Origin of the sequence: Streptomyces sp. NPDC048521, from assembly GCF_043199855.1 — a bacterium.
GTDB lineage: Bacteria > Actinomycetota > Actinomycetes > Streptomycetales > Streptomycetaceae > Streptomyces.
Map to the genome: position 1 here is coordinate 13,768 of NZ_JBICWR010000007.1, position 18,087 is coordinate 31,854.

Annotated in this window: 19 protein-coding genes; 8 read left to right on the forward strand and 11 right to left on the reverse strand. The window is 71.4% G+C overall.

Annotated elements, in window-relative coordinates; all coding sequences use genetic code 11:
- The first annotated feature begins 62 nt into the window (after positions 1-62).
- Together ACGFRF_RS18015 and serB are read left to right on the forward strand one after the other, a co-directional pair.
- Positions 63-1,925: a streptophobe family protein gene (locus tag ACGFRF_RS18015; protein WP_393740922.1), complete on the forward strand. Its 1,863-nt coding sequence runs from the start codon at positions 63-65 to the stop codon at positions 1,923-1,925.
- Between the two features lie 453 nt (positions 1,926-2,378).
- A complete protein-coding gene (gene serB / locus ACGFRF_RS18020) occupies positions 2,379-3,602 on the forward strand; it encodes a phosphoserine phosphatase SerB (RefSeq protein ID WP_393740924.1) in 1,224 nt (407 codons plus the stop codon).
- Positions 3,603-3,671: 69 nt separating this feature from the next.
- Here serB and ACGFRF_RS18025 read toward each other — a convergent pair whose 3' ends face one another.
- From ACGFRF_RS18025 to ACGFRF_RS18040, 4 genes are all read right to left on the reverse strand, one after another.
- A complete protein-coding gene (locus ACGFRF_RS18025) occupies positions 3,672-4,190 on the reverse strand; it encodes a SixA phosphatase family protein (protein ID WP_393740926.1) in 519 nt (172 codons plus the stop codon).
- A 78-nt stretch (positions 4,191-4,268) separates the two neighbouring features.
- Positions 4,269-4,475 carry a hypothetical protein gene (locus ACGFRF_RS18030; RefSeq protein WP_393740927.1) on the reverse strand — a complete coding sequence of 69 codons (207 nt, stop codon included), beginning with the start codon at positions 4,473-4,475 and terminating at the stop codon, positions 4,269-4,271.
- A gap of 171 nt (positions 4,476-4,646) precedes the next feature.
- Entirely contained in the window at positions 4,647-4,766 is a 120-nt protein-coding gene (locus ACGFRF_RS18035) for an SGM_5486 family transporter-associated protein (RefSeq protein WP_356823294.1), read from the reverse strand.
- A gap of 50 nt (positions 4,767-4,816) precedes the next feature.
- The gene (locus tag ACGFRF_RS18040) at positions 4,817-6,148 is read right to left on the reverse strand and encodes a CynX/NimT family MFS transporter (RefSeq protein ID WP_393740930.1); all 1,332 of its coding nucleotides are present in this window, start codon (positions 6,146-6,148) and stop codon (positions 4,817-4,819) included.
- Between the two features lie 70 nt (positions 6,149-6,218).
- On the opposite strand from ACGFRF_RS18040, the gene ACGFRF_RS18045 reads away from it, so the two are divergent.
- Positions 6,219-6,911 (forward strand): FadR/GntR family transcriptional regulator, encoded by a 693-nt coding sequence (locus ACGFRF_RS18045; protein WP_393740932.1) that lies wholly within the window; start codon positions 6,219-6,221, stop codon positions 6,909-6,911.
- Here ACGFRF_RS18045 and ACGFRF_RS18050 read toward each other — a convergent pair.
- The 3 genes from ACGFRF_RS18050 to fabG all read right to left on the reverse strand — a co-directional run bounded on the left by ACGFRF_RS18050 (position 6,889) and on the right by fabG (position 8,875).
- The gene (locus ACGFRF_RS18050; RefSeq protein ID WP_393740934.1) at positions 6,889-7,239 is read right to left on the reverse strand and encodes a hypothetical protein; all 351 of its coding nucleotides are present in this window, start codon (positions 7,237-7,239) and stop codon (positions 6,889-6,891) included. The two genes, ACGFRF_RS18045 and ACGFRF_RS18050, sit on opposite strands and share 23 nt — an antisense overlap.
- A 158-nt stretch (positions 7,240-7,397) precedes the next feature.
- Positions 7,398-8,165: an enoyl-ACP reductase FabI gene (gene fabI / locus ACGFRF_RS18055; RefSeq protein ID WP_393740936.1), complete on the reverse strand. Its 768-nt coding sequence runs from the start codon at positions 8,163-8,165 to the stop codon at positions 7,398-7,400.
- 5 nt (positions 8,166-8,170) lie between these two features.
- The gene (gene fabG, locus ACGFRF_RS18060; protein WP_393740938.1) at positions 8,171-8,875 is read right to left on the reverse strand and encodes a 3-oxoacyl-[acyl-carrier-protein] reductase; all 705 of its coding nucleotides are present in this window, start codon (positions 8,873-8,875) and stop codon (positions 8,171-8,173) included.
- Positions 8,876-9,125: 250 nt separating this feature from the next.
- Between fabG and ACGFRF_RS18065 the strand changes: the two genes are divergently transcribed.
- From ACGFRF_RS18065 to tyrS, 3 genes are read left to right on the forward strand one after another with little or no spacing between them, the layout of a single operon-like run.
- Entirely contained in the window at positions 9,126-10,649 is a 1,524-nt protein-coding gene (locus ACGFRF_RS18065) for a TldD/PmbA family protein (protein WP_393740939.1), read from the forward strand.
- Positions 10,646-12,040 carry a metallopeptidase TldD-related protein gene (locus ACGFRF_RS18070; RefSeq protein WP_393740941.1) on the forward strand — a complete coding sequence of 465 codons (1,395 nt, stop codon included), beginning with the start codon at positions 10,646-10,648 and terminating at the stop codon, positions 12,038-12,040. The genes ACGFRF_RS18065 and ACGFRF_RS18070 overlap by 4 nt, the downstream gene beginning before the upstream one ends.
- Positions 12,041-12,096: 56 nt before the next feature.
- Positions 12,097-13,365, forward strand: coding sequence for a tyrosine--tRNA ligase (gene tyrS / locus ACGFRF_RS18075; RefSeq protein ID WP_393740943.1), 1,269 nt, complete (start codon positions 12,097-12,099; stop codon positions 13,363-13,365).
- Positions 13,366-13,477: 112 nt separating this feature from the next.
- On the opposite strand, the gene ACGFRF_RS18080 is transcribed toward tyrS, so the two are convergent.
- Complete coding sequence (locus ACGFRF_RS18080; protein ID WP_393740945.1) at positions 13,478-13,759, reverse strand: GlsB/YeaQ/YmgE family stress response membrane protein; 282 nt, start codon at positions 13,757-13,759, stop codon at positions 13,478-13,480.
- A gap of 254 nt (positions 13,760-14,013) precedes the next feature.
- On the opposite strand from ACGFRF_RS18080, the gene ACGFRF_RS18085 reads away from it, so the two are divergent.
- Together ACGFRF_RS18085 and ACGFRF_RS18090 are read left to right on the forward strand one after the other, a co-directional pair.
- On the forward strand, positions 14,014-14,409 hold the full coding sequence (locus tag ACGFRF_RS18085; protein ID WP_393740947.1) for a DUF3099 domain-containing protein: 396 nt from the start codon (positions 14,014-14,016) through the stop codon (positions 14,407-14,409).
- Between the two features lie 244 nt (positions 14,410-14,653).
- Positions 14,654-14,869 (forward strand): hypothetical protein, encoded by a 216-nt coding sequence (locus ACGFRF_RS18090; RefSeq protein ID WP_393740949.1) that lies wholly within the window; start codon positions 14,654-14,656, stop codon positions 14,867-14,869.
- 27 nt (positions 14,870-14,896) lie between these two features.
- Here ACGFRF_RS18090 and moaA read toward each other — a convergent pair whose 3' ends face one another.
- From moaA to ACGFRF_RS18105, 3 genes are all read right to left on the reverse strand, one after another.
- Positions 14,897-15,886 (reverse strand): GTP 3',8-cyclase MoaA, encoded by a 990-nt coding sequence (gene moaA, locus ACGFRF_RS18095; RefSeq protein ID WP_393741523.1) that lies wholly within the window; start codon positions 15,884-15,886, stop codon positions 14,897-14,899.
- Between the two features lie 171 nt (positions 15,887-16,057).
- Entirely contained in the window at positions 16,058-17,683 is a 1,626-nt protein-coding gene (locus ACGFRF_RS18100) for a cation acetate symporter (protein ID WP_393740951.1), read from the reverse strand.
- Positions 17,680-18,036 (reverse strand): DUF485 domain-containing protein, encoded by a 357-nt coding sequence (locus tag ACGFRF_RS18105; RefSeq protein WP_393740952.1) that lies wholly within the window; start codon positions 18,034-18,036, stop codon positions 17,680-17,682. Before ACGFRF_RS18105 ends, ACGFRF_RS18100 begins: the two co-directional genes overlap by 4 nt.
- Between the last annotated feature and the right edge of the window lie 51 nt (positions 18,037-18,087).

The window sequence follows — 18,087 nt, forward strand, 5'->3', positions numbered from 1 at the left end:
TAATCCCCCGCGAGGGGGACAAGCGCGGCTGCGGTGCCGCGCCGCGGATCGGGGGGTCTGCCATGAGCGCTGCCACGGGCGTCGGGACCGCGCGCCACGGTACGAGGTTGCCCTGGACGGACATGGTGCTGTCCGCGACCGCCGCGGTGAGCTGGGCGTTGATCGGCATGGCGGGTACCGCCGCGCTCGGTCTGCACCTGTTGCGGGCCGACGCGTCGGGCTCACTGGGGCCCATGACGGCGGCCGTTGTGGCGCTCGGGGCCGGTGGTTCGGTCGCACCGTCGGGCGATGTGTCCGCCTTCGGACTGAAAGGCGCCGAGGCCCACACCACCATCGAGATCACGCCACTCGGGGTCAGCCTGGTCGGCGCGCTGCTGCTGTCGTGGTTCTTCCTACGGTCCCTGCGTACGGCCGGAGTTGTGATCGCGCCCGCCGAACTCCTCGCGCGCGCGGGCACGGTGGTCGTGCTCTTCGTGGCCATGCTCGGTGGCCTGGCGTGGGCGGGGCACGACGTCATCACCATCGACGGCGGCTCGCTCGGCCTGGACCGGCTGCCGGGCGGGAGCGGCGAGGGCGACGGCGGGCTGAGCATCCCCGGCCTCGGGGACGTGGGCGGGTTGCTCCCGGACCGGATCGGTGACCTGATCGACGCCAAGGCGGCGGTCGGTTTCACCGTGGACACCTCGGCCACGCTCCTCGGCGGACTCGGCTGGTGCGCCGGCGTCCTGGTGATCGCGCTGCTCGCCGCCCGCCGTGCTCCGCTGCCGCCCGGCTGGGCCGTCGTGCACCGGGTGGTCCGGCCGGCCGCGTCCGCGCTCGTCGCCGTACTGCTGCTGGCCGTGACGGCCGGGCTGGCGGCGGCGGGATACGCGGCGATCGGCGACGACCACCCGCGGCGGATCGCCGGCGCGGCCCTGCTCGGCGCGCCGAACGGGGTGTGGCTCGGCCTCCCGCTCGGTCTGTTCGTCCCCTGGGACGGCCGGGCCACCGGCGTCCTCGGCACGCTGCTCCCCCATCCGCTGGACCAGCTCCTCAGCGGGCGGTCCGACCAGCCCGTGACGCTGGGCCGGCTGGCCGAGCTGGACGGACGGGTGTGGCTGCTGGCGGTGGCGGCCGCGCTGACGATGCTGCTGGCCGGGGTGGTGACGGCGGTACGGACGCCCGTGGTCCGGTCCGCCGACAGCGCCCTCGGCCTGGCCGGCCGGTGCGCGGTGCGGCTGGGGATCACGACCGCGCTCGCCCTGCCCCTGCTCGCCTGGCTGACGGACGTGTCCGTGGACGCCTCCCTGTCCGTCCTCGGCTTCGACGCCTTCGGCGCGGGCGTCGACCTGCACGGCCACCTCGGCACGGCCCTGCTGCTGGGCGCCGTGTGGGGTGCGGCAGCGGGAGCCACGGGAGCACTGGCGGCCTGGGCGACCGGAACGGCCGGGACACGAGCGGTGTGGGCGGCCGGGAGCGGGGCGGGGGCCGCACCGGAGCGGGAGCGGGAAGGGGGCCGGGCTGAGGGCTCGGGGTACCCGGTGGAGGCCGGGGGCGGGGGTGGAGGCGTGGGCGGCGTGGCCTCTGGGGCCGGTGGTGCGAGTGCCGGGCCCTATGCGCCGGGTCGGCCCTACCGGCCGCCGAATCCCGGTACCAATCCCTACCTCCAGGTGCCGGAGGAGCCACGGGACACGTCGCCGTCCGCCGCCGGGGACGACGTGTACGGCGCCCCCACCTCCGCCGGGGACGACGTGTACGGCGCCCCCACCATCGCGGGGCCGCTCGGCTCGACTCCCCCGCCACCGCGGAAGCGTCCCGCGCCTCGCTCAGGCGATCACCCGCCGGGCTCGGACGACTCCGCGTGGCCACCGCCCCCGCCTCCACCGCCTCCACCGCCTCCACCGCCTCCACCGCCTCCACCGGGGCGGCCGAAGCACGGCGGGTGAGACGGAAGCGCCGCGGGCGAAGCCGCCGCACGGCGGGCGAAGCGCAAACACCATCGGCGGAGCCACCGCACGGGGGCAAAGCGGGAACATCATCGGCGGAGCCACCACACGGCAGAGAAAACGCAGACACGCTGAGCGAAGCCACCACACGGCAGGGAAAGCGCAGACACCATGGGCGGAGCCGCCGCGCGCTGAAGTGAGTCGGTGATCGTGTTCAGGGGCCTTCTCCGGGTCAGGCCTCTTCGCGGGGCCCTCCCGGTCGGCTCCCTGGACCTGCCTTCCGGTGCGTCCCGTGGCACAGTCGTGGTGGAGCAAGGCGGTACGGGTCGGGCGCGTGGGTGCGCGTCTCCCGGCGGCAAGATTCCCGGCACCGGCCCGTCACCCATTGTTCCATGTCCGTCAGGCGGACCTCGGCGGCGGGAGGCACTGGGTGCCGGATACGGTGGTGACACCATGAGCGCTTCGCAGACCTCCGCTTCGCAGACCCCCGAGGTCCCCACTCTCCTCGTCAAGATCTTCGGCAAGGACAGGCCGGGCATCACGGCGGGCCTCTTCGACACCCTCGCCGCCTACTTCGTCGACGTGGTCGACATCGAGCAGGTCGTGACCCGGGGCCGCCTGGTGCTGTGCGCGCTGGTCACCCAGCCGCCGGCCGCTCTCGAGGGTGACCTGCGGGCCACCGTGCACAGCTGGGCCGAGTCGATGAAGATGCAGGCGGAGATCATCTCGGGGCACGGCGACAACCGTCCGCGCGGCCTCGGCCGGTCCCTGGTGACCGTTCTCGGGCATCCGCTCACCGCCGAGTCGACGGCCGCCATCGCCGCCCGGATCGCGAAGGCCGGCGGCAACATCGACCGTATCTTCCGGCTCGCCAAGTACCCGGTGACGGCGGTCGAGTTCGCCGTCTCCGGCGTGGAGACCGAGCCGCTGCGCACGGCCCTGGCCTCGGACGCGGCGGCACTGGGTGTCGACGTCGCGGTCGTCTCGGCGGGCCTGCACCGGCGCGCCCAGCGGCTGGTGGTCATGGACGTGGACTCGACACTCATCCAGGACGAGGTCATCGAGCTGTTCGCCGCGCACGCCGGCTGCGAGGACGAGGTCGCCGAGGTGACGGCGGCGGCGATGCGGGGGGAGCTGGACTTCGAGCAGTCGCTGCACGCGCGCGTGGCCCTGCTGAAGGGGCTGGACGCCTCGGTCGTGGAGAAGGTGCGCAACGAGGTCCGGCTGACCCCGGGCGCCCGTACCCTGATCCGCACCCTGAAGCGGCTGGGCTACCAGGTGGGTGTCGTCTCCGGTGGCTTCACCCAGGTCACGGACGATCTGCGGGAGCGGCTGGGGCTCGACTTCGCCCAGGCCAACACGTTGGAGATCGTCGACGGCAAGCTGACCGGCCGGGTCACCGGTGAGATCGTGGACCGCGCGGGCAAGGCGCGGCTGCTGCGCCGGTTCGCGGCGGAGGCCGGGGTGCCGCTGTCGCAGACGGTGGCGATCGGTGACGGTGCCAACGATCTGGACATGCTGAACGCGGCCGGTCTCGGCGTCGCCTTCAACGCCAAGCCCGTGGTCCGTGAGGCGGCGCACACGGCGGTGAACTTTCCCTTCCTCGACACGGTCCTGTACCTCCTCGGCGTCACCCGTGAAGAGGTCGAGGCGGCCGACACGCACGACGAGGGCTGATCCCTCGGTACGCGGACACGGCGAGGGCCCGGCACCGCTGCGGTGGCGGGCCCTCCGCCGTGCGTGCCGTCACTCGGAGGGTGCCCAGTAGTCGGTGAGCGTGGCCACACCCGGCTCCAGGCCCTTCCAGGGGCCCTCGAAGGACAGCAGGGCGAAGGCGGCGGCGGGGAAGCCGCGGCGGTTCATCCGATCGAGGGCGTCGCCCTCCGACTGGCCGGCCAGGATGTCGGCCAGTCCGTGCACGCCCGGGTTGTGGCCGATCAGGATCACGTTCCGCACGTCGTCCGGGATCTCGTTGAGCACGGCGATCAGCTCGCCGGGCGAGGCTTCGTAGACCCGCTCCTCGTAGACGGTTTTCGGCCGGTGCGCCAGTTCGTGGACGGCGAGCTTCCAGGTCTCGCGGGTCCGGGTCGCGGTGGAGCACAGGGCCTGGTCGAAGGTGATGCCGGTGTCGGCCAGCTTGCGTCCGGCGACTGCGGCGTCCTTGCGGCCCCGCTCGGCGAGCGGTCGCTCATGGTCGGACACCTGGGGCCAGTCGGCTTTCGCATGCCGGAAGAGGACGATCCTGCGAGGTTCAGCGGCGCTCATGAGATCCAGCTTCGCATGAAACAGGCCATGCGGCGCAGGGAGTTGACATGCGGATTCACCCCGTGAAGGGGCTCCCCGTCAGCGCGCGAGGAACTGCTGGGCGCGCTCGAAAAGGCGGGTGATCGCCGGGTCGCCGCTCGCCGCGTGGGCGTCCGAGGGGCTCAGTATCAGAGCGAGCAGCGCGACGAACGCGAGCGCGGGCAGGGCGAGGGCCCACCAGGGCAGCCGGATGTCGACGCCGCCCGTGGTCGCCGGGTGGGGCCGGGAGTGGGTGCGGGCCGGCATGATCGCCTCCGTGGGTCTTCGAGCGGGTCCGTGACCGCCTCGTGCGGTCACATCTCGAAGCTACGGACCGGGGGGCCGCCAACCCATCCGGAAGTCCACCCACTTGACCCTGACCCTGACCCCCTAGGGGATGGGGGGCCAGCCCCACCGTCCGCCTGCGGGTGGGGGCCGTCAGGGGGACGCGATGATCGCGATGACGGCGATGATCACGAAGATGGCGAAGAACGAGCCGAAGACGAGCAGCATCTTCTTCTGGCCGTTCTGCGGGTTCGGGTCGAGCACAGGCTGCATGCGCCCAGTCTCGCACCCTTCGTCCACAGGGCTCCGCCGGGGTCGGCCGGTCAGGCCGCGGCCGCCTCGTCCTCGACCGTGCGGTCGCGGCCCGCCAGAAGGCCGACCAGGATCTGCGGCACCATCAGGCCCGCCATGAGGGCGATCGGCAGCCCCCAGCCGCCGCTGTGCTGGTAGAGCACGCCGACCAGCAGCGGGCCGGGAATGGAGATCAGGTAGCCGGTGCTCTGCGCGAAGGCGGACAGCTGGGCCACGCCCGGGCCGCTGCGGGCCCGCATGCCGACCATCGTCAGCGCCAGTGGGAAGGCGCAGTTGGAGACGCCCAGCAGCAGGGCCCAGGCCCAGGCGCCGCCGGCCGGCGCGACGTACAGGCCGGCGTATCCGGCGAGGCCGCAGACGCCCAGCACCAGCGCGATCGGCCCCTGGTGGGGCAGCCGGGTGGCGACCCGCGGGATGACGAAGGCCAGCGGCACGCCCATCACCATGGTGACGGCGAGCAGGACGCCCGCGGTGCCCGCCGGGACCCCGGCGTCCCGGAAGATCTGCGGCATCCAGCCCATGGTGATGTAGGCGGCGGTGGCCTGGAGGCCGAAGAAGACGGCGAGCGCCCATGCGGTGCGGCTCCGGGTGATGCGCAGCGGGGCCTGCTGTTCCGCCGTGCCGCGCGCCTGCTCCCGCTGCTGGGCGGGTGCGTCGCCGCGGTCGCGCACGAGTGGCAGCCACGGCAGTACGGCGGCCGCGGCGATGCTCGCCCAGACGGCGAGACCGGACTGCCAGCTGCCGCCCAGCGCGTCGGTCAGGGGGACGGTCACCGCGGCGGCGAGGGAGGTGCCGAGGGCGAGGGCCATCGAGTACAGGCCGGTCATGGAGCCGACCCGGTCGGGGAACCAGCGCTTGACGATGACCGGCATCAGGACGTTGCTGACGGCGATGCCCATCAGGGCGAGTGCGCTGGCGGCCAGGAATCCGGCCGTGCCGCCGACGTACGGGCGTATCAGCAGGCCCGCGGCGATGGCGGCCATGCCGGCGCACACCACGGCGGACGGTCCGAACCGGCGGGCCAGGCGGGGCGCGGTGACGCCGAAGACCGCGAAGCACAGCGGGGGCACGGAGGTGAGCAGGCCGGCCACGCCGCCGCTCATGCCGAGCCCGTCGCGGACCTCCTCCAGGAGCGCGCCGAGGCTCGTGATGGCCGGGCGGAGGTTCAGCGCGGACAGCATGATGCCGACGACGACCAGCCGGGTCGCCCACGCGCGCGTGCGGCCCGCGCCGGGCGGCGTCTCGGGCGTGCTCGCCGCGGCGGCCGTACCGCGTTCGGTCGGTGACATCGCCGTACGGGTCTCCACTGTCCGGGTTTCCTCACTAGCCATGACACACATCATAGAATCATGGGATGATTGGCTGTCCATTCCCGGGACGTCCAGGCCCGGGCCCGTCGTGCGAAGGTGTGCCATGCCCCTGAGCCACCCGCGCCGTTCGGCGCTGTCCGAGCAGGTCATCGCCGAACTGCGCAATCAGATCACCTCCGGCGAGTGGCCGGTGGGCTCGCGCATTCCGACCGAACCGGAGCTGGTCGAGCAGCTCGGTGTCGCCCGCAACACCGTCCGCGAGGCGGTCCGCGCGCTCGCGCACAACGGTCTGCTGGACATCCGCCAGGGCTCCGGCACCTATGTCGTGGCGACGAGCGAACTGGCCGGCGTGATGCACCGCCGTTTCGCCGACGCCGACCCGCGGCACGTCGCCGAGCTGCGCTCCACCCTGGAGTCGGCGGCGGCGAAGCTGGCCGCCGAGCGCCGTACCGAGCGGGACCTCAAGCAGCTCGACGCGCTGCTGGTACGGCGCGAGGAGGCCTGGGAGACGGGCGAGGCGGAAGCCTTCGTGACGGTCGACGCGACCTTCCACCTGGCCGTCGTGGCCGCCTCCCACAACGACGTCATGACGGCGATGTACGCCGACCTGTCGGAGGTGCTGCGGGACTGGCTGCGCGCGGACGTGGGCGCGGAGCTGACGCCGGAGACGTGCATGGACCACACGCGGCTGGTGGACGCGATCCGCGCCGGGGACGCGGCGGCGGCAGCGGCCGAGGCGGCGAGCTATCCGTTCCTGTGCCGGCCGGACCGGTTCAGCGCGCCTTCTGGTGGCTGACCCAGGCCGATGCGACGTCCTTCCAGCACCGGCCGGTGAGCCGTACGGTCATGGCGGGCCCGGCGTCCACCGGAGCGCTGTCGGTGTCGATGTCCCACCAGCGGGCGCACTCGATGTGCAGCCGCACGCGGTCCGTGTCGACATAGGGATTGTGGCAGTAGGCCACCACATGGGAGCCGCTGACGGTCGTGCGGCAGGCGGCGCCGAACAGTCTCGGCGCGGGCGGCTTTCCGTCACCCGCGCGGACGTGCGACATCGCGTCGTACGGCAGGCAGAGCACGAGGGCCAGGGCCACGGTCACCGGGGCCAGGCTGCGGGACAGGCGCACAAGGGGACCTCCTCGCCCGGGCTGCGGAGGGAATCGCGAGGTGCCGCGTAATCCAGGGTGCGCGGTCGGCTCCTCGCCCTGCCCGATCGGGTACGCCGAACGAGTGACGCCCCGCCCTCGCGTGCTGCGGGGAACGGGGCGCCGGCGTCAGGGGAAGGTCACGCGCCGATGGCGTGCAGACCACCGTCGACGTGGATGATCTCGCCCGTGGTCTTCGGGAACCAGTCGCTCAGCAGGGCGACGACGCCCTTGCCGGCCGGCTCCGGGTCCTTCAGGTCCCACTCCAGCGGCGAGCGGGTGTCCCAGACGGAGGCCAGCTCGCTGAAGCCCGGGATGGACTTGGCGGCCATGGAGCCGATCGGGCCCGCGGAGATGAGGTTGCAGCGGATGTTCTGCTTGCCCAGGTCGCGCGCCATGTAGCGGTTGGTGGCCTCCAGGGCGGCCTTGGCCGGGCCCATCCAGTCGTACTGCGGCCAGGCGTACTGGGCGTCGAAGGTGAGGCCGACGACCGAGCCGCCGTTCTGCATCAGCGGCAGGCAGGCCATGGTCAGCGACTTGAGGGAGAACGCCGAGACGTGCATGGCGGTGGCGACCGACTCGAACGGCGTGTTGAGGAAGTTGCCGCCGAGCGCGTCCTGCGGGGCGAAACCGATGGAGTGGACGATGCCGTCGAGACCGCCCAGCTCCTCGCCGACGACGTCGGCCAGCCGCCCGAGGTGCTCCTCGTTCGTCACGTCCAGCTCGATGACCTTGGTCGGCTTCGGCAGCTTCTTGGCGATGCGCTCGGTCAGCGTGGGCCGCGGGAAGGCGGTCAGAATGATCTCGGCGCCCTGCTCCTGGGCGAGCTTGGCGACGTGGAAGGCGATGGAGGACTCCATCAGCACACCCGTGATCAGGATGCGCTTGCCCTCGAGGATTCCGCTCATGGTGATCAGTGACCCATTCCCAGTCCGCCGTCAACGGGGATGACGGCTCCAGTGATGTACGAGGCGTCGTCCGAGGCGAGGAACCGCACCGTCGCGGCGATCTCCTCCGGCTGCGCATAACGACCGAGCGGCACCTGGGACACGATGTTGTGGCGCTGCTCGTCGGTGAGCGCCTTGGTCATGTCGGTGTCGACGAAGCCGGGCGCGACGACGTTGAAGGTGAGGTTGCGCGAGCCCAGCTCACGGGCGAGGGAGCGCGCGAAGCCGACCAGGGCGGCCTTGGATGCGGCGTAGTTGGCCTGACCCGCCGAGCCGAGCAGGCCGACCACGGACGAGATCAGGATGACGCGGCCCTTCTTGGCGCGCAGCATGCCGCGGTTGGCGCGCTTGACGACGCGGAAGGTGCCGGTGAGGTTGGTGTCGATGACCGAGGTGAAGTCCTCCTCGGACATGCGCATCAGGAGCTGGTCCTTGGTGACGCCGGCGTTGGCGATCAGGACCTCGACCGGACCGTGCTGGTCCTCGATCTCCTTGTAGGCCTGCTCCACCTGCTCCGGGTCGGTGATGTCGCACTTGACGGCGAGGAAGCCGGCCGGCGGCTCACCCGAGCGGTACGTGATCGCGACCTTGTCGCCGGCGTCGGCGAATGCGCGGGCGATGGCGAGGCCGATGCCCCGGTTGCCTCCGGTGACGAGAACCGAGCGGCTCAACGGATCACCCTTTCGATAGCGGTCTGATGCGGTCGGACAACCCGCCCGAACACCTGGATGGCAGGCGGCTTCATCGAAAACCTATCGGTAGCGCCCCTGCCGTGGGCAATCGGGCACCGACAGTGGCGGGGGGCGGCCGCTGTCGGGTCCCTACAGAACGGGCCGGTCCGGGCGAACGAAAGGTGTGGTCCGCAGGGCCGGTCCCGCGACATGATCGGAGCCGACAGGCCACGACAGCAGGGAGACCTCGGTGCCTCATTCCATCGACGAAGCCTTCACGGCACTTCCCCTACGGGCCCTCGCCGACGCCGCGCTCGCACGCGCGCGTGCGCTGGGGGCCGAGCACGCGGACTTCCGGTTCGAGCGGGTGCGCAGCGCCTCCTGGCGGCTGCGGGACGCCAAGCCCGCGGGGTCGTCGGACACCACCGACCTCGGGTACGCGGTCCGGGTCGTGCACGGCGGTACGTGGGGCTTCGCGTCCGGGGTCGACCTGACCATGGACGCCGCCGCGCGGGTCGCCTCGCAGGCGGTGGCGATGGCGAAGCTCTCGGCCCAGGTGATCGGGGCGGCGGGCTCCGAGGAGCGCGTGGAGCTGGCCGACGAGCCGGTGCACGCGGACCGGACGTGGATCTCGTCGTACGAGATCGACCCGTTCTCGGTGCCGGACGAGGAGAAGGCCGCGCTGCTGGCGGAGTGGAGCGCGCGGCTGCTGGCCGCGAACGGCGTCAACCACGTCGACGCCTCGCTGCTCACGGTGCACGAGAACAAGTTCTACGCCGACACCGCCGGGACGGTGACGACCCAGCAGCGGGTGCGGCTGCATCCGCAGCTGACGGCCGTGTCGGTGGACGAGTCGAGCGGCGAGTTCGACTCGATGCGGACCATCGCACCGCCGGTCGGACGCGGCTGGGAGTACCTGACCGGAACCGGCTGGGACTGGGACGCCGAGCTGGAGCGGATGCCGGAGCTGCTGGCCGAGAAGATGCGGGCGCCGAGCGTGGAGCCGGGCCTGTACGACCTGGTGGTCGACCCGTCCAACCTGTGGCTGACCATCCACGAGTCCATCGGGCACGCCACCGAGCTGGACCGCGCCCTCGGCTACGAGGCCGCCTACGCCGGCACCTCCTTCGCCACCTTCGACCAGCTGGGCAAGCTGAGGTACGGCTCCGAGCTGATGAACGTCACCGGCGACCGCACCGCCGAGCACGGCCTCGCGACCGTCGGCTACGACGACGAGGGCGTCGAGGCGCAGTCCTGGGACCTGGTGAAGGACGGCACGCTGGTGGGCTACCAGCTGGACCGGCGGATCGCCCGGCTGACCGGGTTCGAGCGGTCCAACGGGTGCGCGTACGCCGACTCGCCGGCGCACGTTCCGGTGCAGCGCATGGCCAATGTGTCCCTGCAGCCGGACCCCGCCGGGCTGTCCACCGAGGATCTGATCGGGGGTGTCGACCGGGGCATCTACGTCGTCGGCGACCGGTCCTGGTCGATCGACATGCAGCGGTACAACTTCCAGTTCACCGGTCAGCGCTTCTTCAAGATCGAGAACGGGCGGATCACCGGGCAGCTGAAGGACGTCGCCTACCAGGCCACGACCACCGACTTCTGGGGGTCCATGGCGGCCGTCGGCGGCCCGCAGACCTATGTCCTCGGCGGTGCCTTCAACTGCGGCAAGGCACAGCCGGGGCAGGTGGCCGCCGTGTCGCACGGGTGCCCCTCCGCCCTCTTCAAGAGCGTCAACATCCTCAACACCACGCAGGAGGCCGGTCGATGAGCGCCCGCACCAACAAGCCGCACGAGGTCGTCGAGCAGGCCCTGGCGCTGTCCCGGGCCGACGGCTGTGTCGTCATCGCGGACGAGCACTCGACCGCCAACCTGCGCTGGGCCGGCAACGCGCTCACCACGAACGGTGTGACCCGCGGCCGTACCCTCACCGTGATCGCGACGGTGGACGGCAAGGAGGGCACCGCCTCCGGTGTCGTCTCGCGGTCGGCGGTCACCGCGCAGGAGCTGGAGCCGCTGGTGCGGGCCGCGGAGGCCGCCGCGCGCGGAGCCGGGCCCGCCGAGGACGCGCAGCCCCTGGTCGGCGGTGTGCCGCAGTCCCCGGACTTCACGGACGCCCCCGCCGAGACCTCCTCCGCCGTGTTCGCCGACTTCGCCCCGGCGCTCGGCGACGCCTTCGCACGCGCGCGTGCGGGCGGCCGGGAGCTGTACGGCTTCGCCAACCACGAGCTGGTCTCGACGTACCTGGGCACGTCGACCGGGCTGCGCCTGCGGCACGACCAGCCCACCGGCACGCTGGAGCTGAACGCCAAGTCCCCGGACCGTACGCGCTCGGCGTGGGCGGGCCGGTCCACGCGGGACTTCAAGGACGTCGACCCGGGCGCCATGGACGCCGAGCTGGCCGTGCGGCTCGGCTGGGCGGAGCGGCGCGTGGATCTGCCCGCGGGCCGGTACGAGACGCTGCTGCCGCCGACCGCGGTCGCGGACCTGCTGATCTACCAGCTGTGGTCGGCCTCGGGGCGGGACGCGGCCGAGGGGCGGACGGTGTTCTCCAAGCCCGGCGGCGGCACCCGGGTCGGCGAAAAGCTGTCCGAGCTGCCGCTCACCCTGCGCAGCGACCCGAACGAGCCCGGTCTGGAGTGCCCGCCCTTCGTGGTCGCCCACTCCTCCGGCGGGGACCAGTCGGTGTTCGACAACGGGCTGCCGACGCACGCCACCGAGTGGGTCGACGAGGGGGTGCTCACGCACCTGACGACCACCCGGCACAGCGCGGGCCTGACCGGGCTGCCGGTCGCCCCGGTGCTCGGCAACCTGATCCTGGACGGCGGGGACGACCGCTCGCTGGAGGAGATGGTCGCCAGCACCGGGCGCGGGCTGCTGCTGACCTGCCTGTGGTACATCCGCGAGGTCGACCCGGCGACGCTGCTGCTCACCGGCCTGACCCGGGACGGCGTCTACCTCGTGGAGGACGGCGAGGTGACCGGGCAGGTGAACAACTTCCGGTTCAACGAGTCGCCGGTGGACCTGCTGGGCCGGGCCACGGAGGCCGGCCGCACGGAGAAGACGCTGCCGCGGGAGTGGAGCGACTGGTTCACCCGGGCCGCGATGCCCGCGCTGCGGATCCCCGATTTCAACATGAGTTCTGTCAGCCAGGGCGTATAACCTCGTAGTCGGCTGTCACCCGACTGCCCGAAGATCATCAAGGAGACACGAGAACCGTGACGGACATCGTCGACGAGCTGAAGTGGCGCGGGCTCATCGCCCTCTCCACGGACGAGGACGCACTGCGCAAGGCGTTCGCGGACGGCCCCGTCACGTTCTATTGCGGCTTCGACCCGACCGCGCCCAGTCTGCACCTCGGCAACCTGGTGCAGATCCTGACCATGCGGCGGATCCAGCAGGCGGGCAACCGTCCGCTGGGCCTGGTCGGCGGCGCCACGGGGCTGATCGGTGACCCGAAGCCGAACGCGGAGCGCACGCTGAACTCCCCCGAGGTCGTCGCCGGCTGGGTCGAGCGGCTGCGGGCGCAGATCGAGCCGCTGCTCGACTTCGAGGGACCGAACGCGGCGATCATGGTCAACAACCTGGACTGGACCCAGGGACTGTCGGCCATCGAGTTCCTGCGGGACATCGGCAAGTACTTCCGGGTCAACAAGATGATCGCCAAGGAGGCCGTCGCCCGGCGCCTCAACTCCGACGCGGGCATCAGCTACACGGAGTTCAGCTACCAGATCCTGCAGGGCATGGACTTCCTGGAGCTGTACCGGCGCTACGGCTGCACGCTGCAGACCGGTGGCAGCGACCAGTGGGGCAACCTCACGTCGGGCACGGACCTGATCCACCGGGTCGAGCCGGACGCCGTGGTGCACGCGCTGGGCACGCCGCTGATCACCAAGGCGGACGGGACCAAGTTCGGCAAGACCGAGTCCGGCACCGTCTGGCTCGACCCCGAGATGACCACGCCGTACGCGTTCTACCAGTTCTGGGTCAACGCGGACGACCGGGACGTCTCGAAGTTCCTGCGCATCTTCAGCTTCAGGTCCCGTGAGGAGATCGAGGAGCTGGAGCGGCAGACCGAGGAGCGTCCGCAGGCCCGGGCCGCGCAGCGCGCGCTCGCCGAGGAGCTGACGACGCTGGTGCACGGCGCCGACCAGACGGCCGCGGTGATCGCCGCGTCCAAGGCGCTGTTCGGTCAGGGTGAGCTGGCGGAGCTGGACGGCGGGACGCTGGCGGCGGCGCTGTCGGAGGTGCCGCACATCCGGGTCGCCGAGCTGGGACCGGTCACCGACCTGTTCGCCGAGGTCGGCCTCGTGGCCAGCAAGTCCGCCGCGCGGCGGACGGTCAAGGAGGGCGGGGCCTACGTGAACAACGTGAAGGTCGCCTCCGAGGACGCCGTCGCGGCGCCGGAGGACCTGATCCACGGGCGGTGGCTGGTGCTGCGGCGGGGCAAGAAGAACCTCGCCGCGGTGGAGGTCGTGCCCGCCTAGCGCCGTCGGGGCGTGGGGTGATCTGCGGCTACGGCTGCGTCGTGGCGTGTCACGGCCGCGGGGCCGCGCCGCGTGTCGATGCGGCCCCGCGCCCTTGTCGGGGCGCTCCGGCTCAGGCCCGCATGTGCTTCCTCTTGCCGAGCGTCGCCATGTAGAGGGCGTCGACGGCGGCCACGATGATGATCGCGGCCACGAGCTGGAAGATGTGCCGGCTCCAGTCGATGCCGCGGGTCTCCTCCACGCCGACGGCGCGGGCCACGGCGTTGCCCACGATGGCGCCGAGGATGCCGCAGATGGTGGTCAGCCACAGGGGGCTGTGTTGCTTGCCCGGGATGATCGCCTTGGCGAGCAGACCCAGCACGAATCCCACGATGATCGCCCACAACCAGCCCATGGCTGCCTCCTCGTACGGCTCGACGTGAGCATTACGGTCAGTGTCGGTCGGTCCGCCGTACGGTGCACGTCGGGTTCCCCCGTGCGCGGCGGAGCCGGGTGCGTCGCGCCGGGGCAGAGGGCGACCCGGTCTCGTGGGCGGCACGGGCTCGGCGTAACGTGGGAGCTGTCCCGGACCGGTTCCCCGCCGGGCGTGGACGACGGTGCGGGGGCGGTGCCGGTGAAGAGTCCGATGCGGGCGGATGGTGAAATGTGATGCGGAAACAGCACGGGGGCAGCGTCCAGGTGTTCCGGATCACCGGTGCCCGGACGGGACTCGCCGAGGATGTACGGGGCCGGCAGCGCAGGTATGTCATCTCGATGTCGATCCGCACCGTGTCGGTGATTCTCGCGGCCACGCTGTGGAACGTGGAACGGCACGTCGCCATCGTCGCCTTGGTGGCCGGTGCGCTCCTGCCCTATATCGCCGTGGTGGTCGCGAACGCGGGCCGGGAGCGACCGCCGTCCCTCCCCTCGACGTTCGTCACCACACCGATGCGCCCGATGATCACGCCGCCGCGCGCCGACGACGGGCCGGCGGGACCCGCGGCGGAGGACGTGCCGACGAATCCGGCGGCCGGAGTGCGCGGTGAGCCGCCCCGTCCGGCATGACCCGGGCGATGCGCGGCCGAGGGAGCGAAAGCGGAAAGCGGAATGCGGCCATGCGCCGAGCTCAAGAAAAGCTCAGATCAATCGTGCAGTTCCGGTGCCGGGCGACGGGTTACCCGTGACATACTGCGTACGCGCTCCGCATCCCCCGTCGGAGCGACGGACCGACGCCGGGCAGCTCCCCCCGTGGCTGCCCGGCGTCGCCTTGTCTGCGCCCGTTTCCCTGAGCCGAACTCGAGACGAACCTGTGAGTGACGAGACCCCGATCTGCTCCGCCAAGGGCTGCCACGCCGCCGCCGTGTGGGTGCTGGCCTGGAACAACCCGAAGATCCACACGCCGGAGCGGCGCAAGACGTGGCTCGCGTGCGAGGAGCACCGGGAGCATCTTTCGCAGTTCCTGGGTGTCCGGGGCTTCCTCAAGGACGTCGTGCCGCTGAGGGAGTGGGAGCAGCAGGGCCTCTGAGGCCGTGGTCGGCCGCGGACCGCGGGTTCAGCCGCCGATCGCGGACATGGGTCGGTCCGGCTGAACGAACGACGGGTCGTCCAGGCCCGCTCCCGCCTTCTTCCCCCACATCGCCAGGCGCCAGATCCGGGCGATCTCCTCGTCGGGGGCGCCGGAGCGCAGGGCCGCGCGCAGATCGGTCTCCTCCGTGGCGAACAGACAGGTCCGTATCTGACCGTCGGCGGTCAGTCGGGTGCGGTCGCAGGCCGCGCAGAACGGGCGGGTGACCGAGGCGATCACGCCGACCCGGTGCGGGCCGCCGTCGACCAGCCAGCGCTCCGCCGGTGCCGAGCCCCGCTCGTCCGCGCCCTCGGGTGCGAGGTCGAAGCGGGTGCGCAGGGAGGCCAGGATGTCCCCGGCCGTGACCATGCCCTCGCGTTTCCAGCCGTGCTGGGCGTCCAGCGGCATCTGCTCGATGAACCGCAGTTCGTAGTCGTGCTCCACGGCCCAGGCCAGCAGGTCGGGGGCCTCGTCGTCGTTGAGGCCCGGCATCAGGACCGAGTTGACCTTGACCGGGGCGAGGCCGGCCTCACGGGCGGCCTGCAGGCCTTCGAGGACGTCCTTGTGGCGGTCCCGGCGGGTGAGGGTCTTGAAGACGTCCGGGCGCAGGGTGTCCAGGGAGACGTTGACCCGGTCCAGGCCCGCCGCCTTCAGGGCCGTCGCGGTGCGCTTGAGGCCGATGCCGTTGGTGGTGAGGGACATCTGGGGGCGCGGGGCGAGGGCCGCGACGCGTTCGACGATGCCGACCAGGCCCGGGCGCAGCAGGGGTTCGCCGCCGGTGAAGCGGACCTCCTCGATGCCGAGCGTGCGGACCGCGATGTCGATGAGGCGGACGATCTCGTCGTCCGTGAGCAGGTCGGGCTTGGCCAGCCACTGCAGGCCCTCCTCGGGCATGCAGTAGGTGCAGCGCAGATTGCACCTGTCGGTCAGCGAGACCCTCAGGTCGGTGGCCACTCGGCCGTAGGTGTCGATGAGCACGTGGGCCCCCTCCCTCTTCCGATCACTCATTCTGGGTCACCAGTGAGTCGTCCGTCACCTGCGAGCCTACGTGACACCACTGACATCGACAGCGGCCCGATCCCACGAGGTACGACGCGGCCGCGTCGTAGGACCGTACAGTCCTCGACGACGCGGCCGTCCGTACGAAGGTCAGTGCGCTCCGGTGCCGGTCAGGGACCGCACCTCCAGTTCGGCGTACTTCCCGGCGTCCGGGACCTCCTTCGACAGCAGGGTTCCCACGGCGCCCAGCAGGAAGCCGACCGGGATGGAGATGATGCCGGGGTTCTCCAACGGGAACCAGTGGAAGTCGACGTCCGGGAACATCGAGGTCGGCTTGCCGGACACGACCGGGGAGAACAGGACCAGGCCGACAGCGGTGACCAGGCCGCCGTAGATCGACCACAGGGCGCCCGTGGTGGTGAACCGCTTCCAGAACAGGCTGTAGAGGATGGTCGGCAGGTTGGCGGAGGCCGCGACGGCGAAGGCGAGGGCGACCAGGCCGGCCACGTTCAGGTCGCGGGCGAGGGCGCCGAGGACGATCGAGACCGCGCCGATGCCGACGGTGGCCCAGCGGGCGGCGCCGATCTCCTGCTTCTCGGTGGCCTGTCCCTTCCTGATGACGTTCGCGTAGATGTCGTGGGCGAAGGAGGAGGACGAGGCCAGGGTGAGGCCGGCGACGACCGCGAGGATGGTGGCGAAGGCGACCGCCGAGATGGTGGCGAGCAGGACGGCGCCCCAGTTGGAGTCCACTCCCCCGAGGTGGAGGGCGAGGAGGGGGGCCGCGGTGTTGCCCGCCTTGTTGGAGGCGATGATCTCGTCCGGTTTGATCAGCGCGGCGGCGCCGAAGCCGAGGGCGAGGGTCATCAGGTAGAAGGCGCCGATCAGGCCGATCGCCCAGATCACGGACTTGCGGGCGGCCTTGGCGGTGGGGACGGTGTAGAAGCGGATCAGGATGTGCGGCAGGCCCGCGGTGCCGAGGACCAGGGCGATGCCGAGCGAGATGAAGTCCAGCTTCGTGGTGCCGGTGGCGCCGTACTTGAGTCCGGGCTCCAGGAACGCCGCGCCCTTGCCGCTGTTGTCGGCGGCCTTGCCGAGCAGGTCCGAGATGTTGAAGTCGAACTTGAGCAGCACCAGGAAGGTCAGCAGCAGGGCGCCGATGATCAGCAGCACCGCCTTGACCATCTGCACCCAGGTGGTGCCCTTCATGCCGCCGATGGTGACGTACACGATCATCAGGACGCCGACCAGGGCGACGATGCCGATCTTGCCGCCGTCGCTGGTGATGCCCAGCAGGAGCGAGACGAGGACGCCGGCGCCTGCCATCTGGGCCAGCAGGTAGAAGATCGAGACGACGATCGTGGAGGTGCCGGCGGCCGTACGGACGGGGCGCTGGCGCATCCGGTAGGCCAGCACGTCGCCCATCGTGTAGCGGCCGGAGTTGCGCAGCGGCTCGGCGACCAGGAGGAGGGCGACCAGCCAGGCGACCAGGAAGCCGATGGAGTACAGGAACCCGTCGTAACCGAAGAGGGCGATGGCGCCGGCGATACCGAGGAAGGACGCGGCGGACATGTAGTCGCCGGAGACGGCGAGGCCGTTCTGGAAGCCGGTGAACTGCCGTCCGCCGGCGTAGAAGTCGGCGGCGTCCTTGGTCTGGCGGCCCGCCCAGACGGTGATGACGAGGGTCGCGGCGACGAACACCGCGAACAGGGTGATGATCAGCGTCCGGTGCTCGCTCGCCTCGCCGGCGGCCAGCAGGGTGTGCGGTACGGGGGTCATGCGCCGCCCTCCATCCGGGACTTGATGGCCTCCGCCTTGGGGTCGAGCTTGGCGGCGGCGTGCCGCGCGTACCACCAGGCGATGAGGAAGGTGGTGAGGAACTGGGCGAGGCCCAGGACGAGGGCCACGTTGATGTTGCCGGCCACCTTGGTGCCCATGAAGCCGCCCGCGTAGTTGGACAGCAGGACGTACAGCAGGTACCAGGCGATGAAGGCGATGGTCAGCGGGAAGGCGAAGGAGCGGTTGGCGCGGCGCAGTTCACCGAACTCCGCGCTCTGCTGCACCTCGGTGAACTCCTCGGTGGAGGGAAGGGAAGCTTGGGGTTTCGCGGGTGGCGGTGTCTCGGTAGCCACGGGTCTCCTCGCGTCACGGACATGGGCTGTCCGGCCTCACAGGACGGGGAT

Bases quoted from the DNA above. Each gene is read 5' to 3' on its own strand.
- ACGFRF_RS18015 (WP_393740922.1), top strand. From the start codon at position 63: ATGAGCGCTGCCACGGGCGTCGGGACCGCGCGCCACGGTACGAGGTTG.
- serB (WP_393740924.1), top strand. From the start codon at position 2,379: ATGAGCGCTTCGCAGACCTCCGCTTCGCAGACCCCCGAGGTCCCCACT.
- ACGFRF_RS18025 (WP_393740926.1), bottom strand. From the start codon at position 4,190: ATGAGCGCCGCTGAACCTCGCAGGATCGTCCTCTTCCGGCATGCGAAA.
- ACGFRF_RS18030 (WP_393740927.1), bottom strand. From the start codon at position 4,475: ATGCCGGCCCGCACCCACTCCCGGCCCCACCCGGCGACCACGGGCGGC.
- ACGFRF_RS18035 (WP_356823294.1), bottom strand. From the start codon at position 4,766: ATGCAGCCTGTGCTCGACCCGAACCCGCAGAACGGCCAGAAGAAGATG.
- ACGFRF_RS18040 (WP_393740930.1), bottom strand. From the start codon at position 6,148: ATGATGTGTGTCATGGCTAGTGAGGAAACCCGGACAGTGGAGACCCGT.
- ACGFRF_RS18045 (WP_393740932.1), top strand. From the start codon at position 6,219: ATGCCCCTGAGCCACCCGCGCCGTTCGGCGCTGTCCGAGCAGGTCATC.
- fabI (WP_393740936.1), bottom strand. From the start codon at position 8,165: ATGAGCGGAATCCTCGAGGGCAAGCGCATCCTGATCACGGGTGTGCTG.
- ACGFRF_RS18070 (WP_393740941.1), top strand. From the start codon at position 10,646: ATGAGCGCCCGCACCAACAAGCCGCACGAGGTCGTCGAGCAGGCCCTG.
- ACGFRF_RS18080 (WP_393740945.1), bottom strand. From the start codon at position 13,759: ATGGGCTGGTTGTGGGCGATCATCGTGGGATTCGTGCTGGGTCTGCTC.
- ACGFRF_RS18085 (WP_393740947.1), top strand. From the start codon at position 14,014: ATGCGGAAACAGCACGGGGGCAGCGTCCAGGTGTTCCGGATCACCGGT.
- ACGFRF_RS18100 (WP_393740951.1), bottom strand. From the start codon at position 17,683: ATGACCCCCGTACCGCACACCCTGCTGGCCGCCGGCGAGGCGAGCGAG.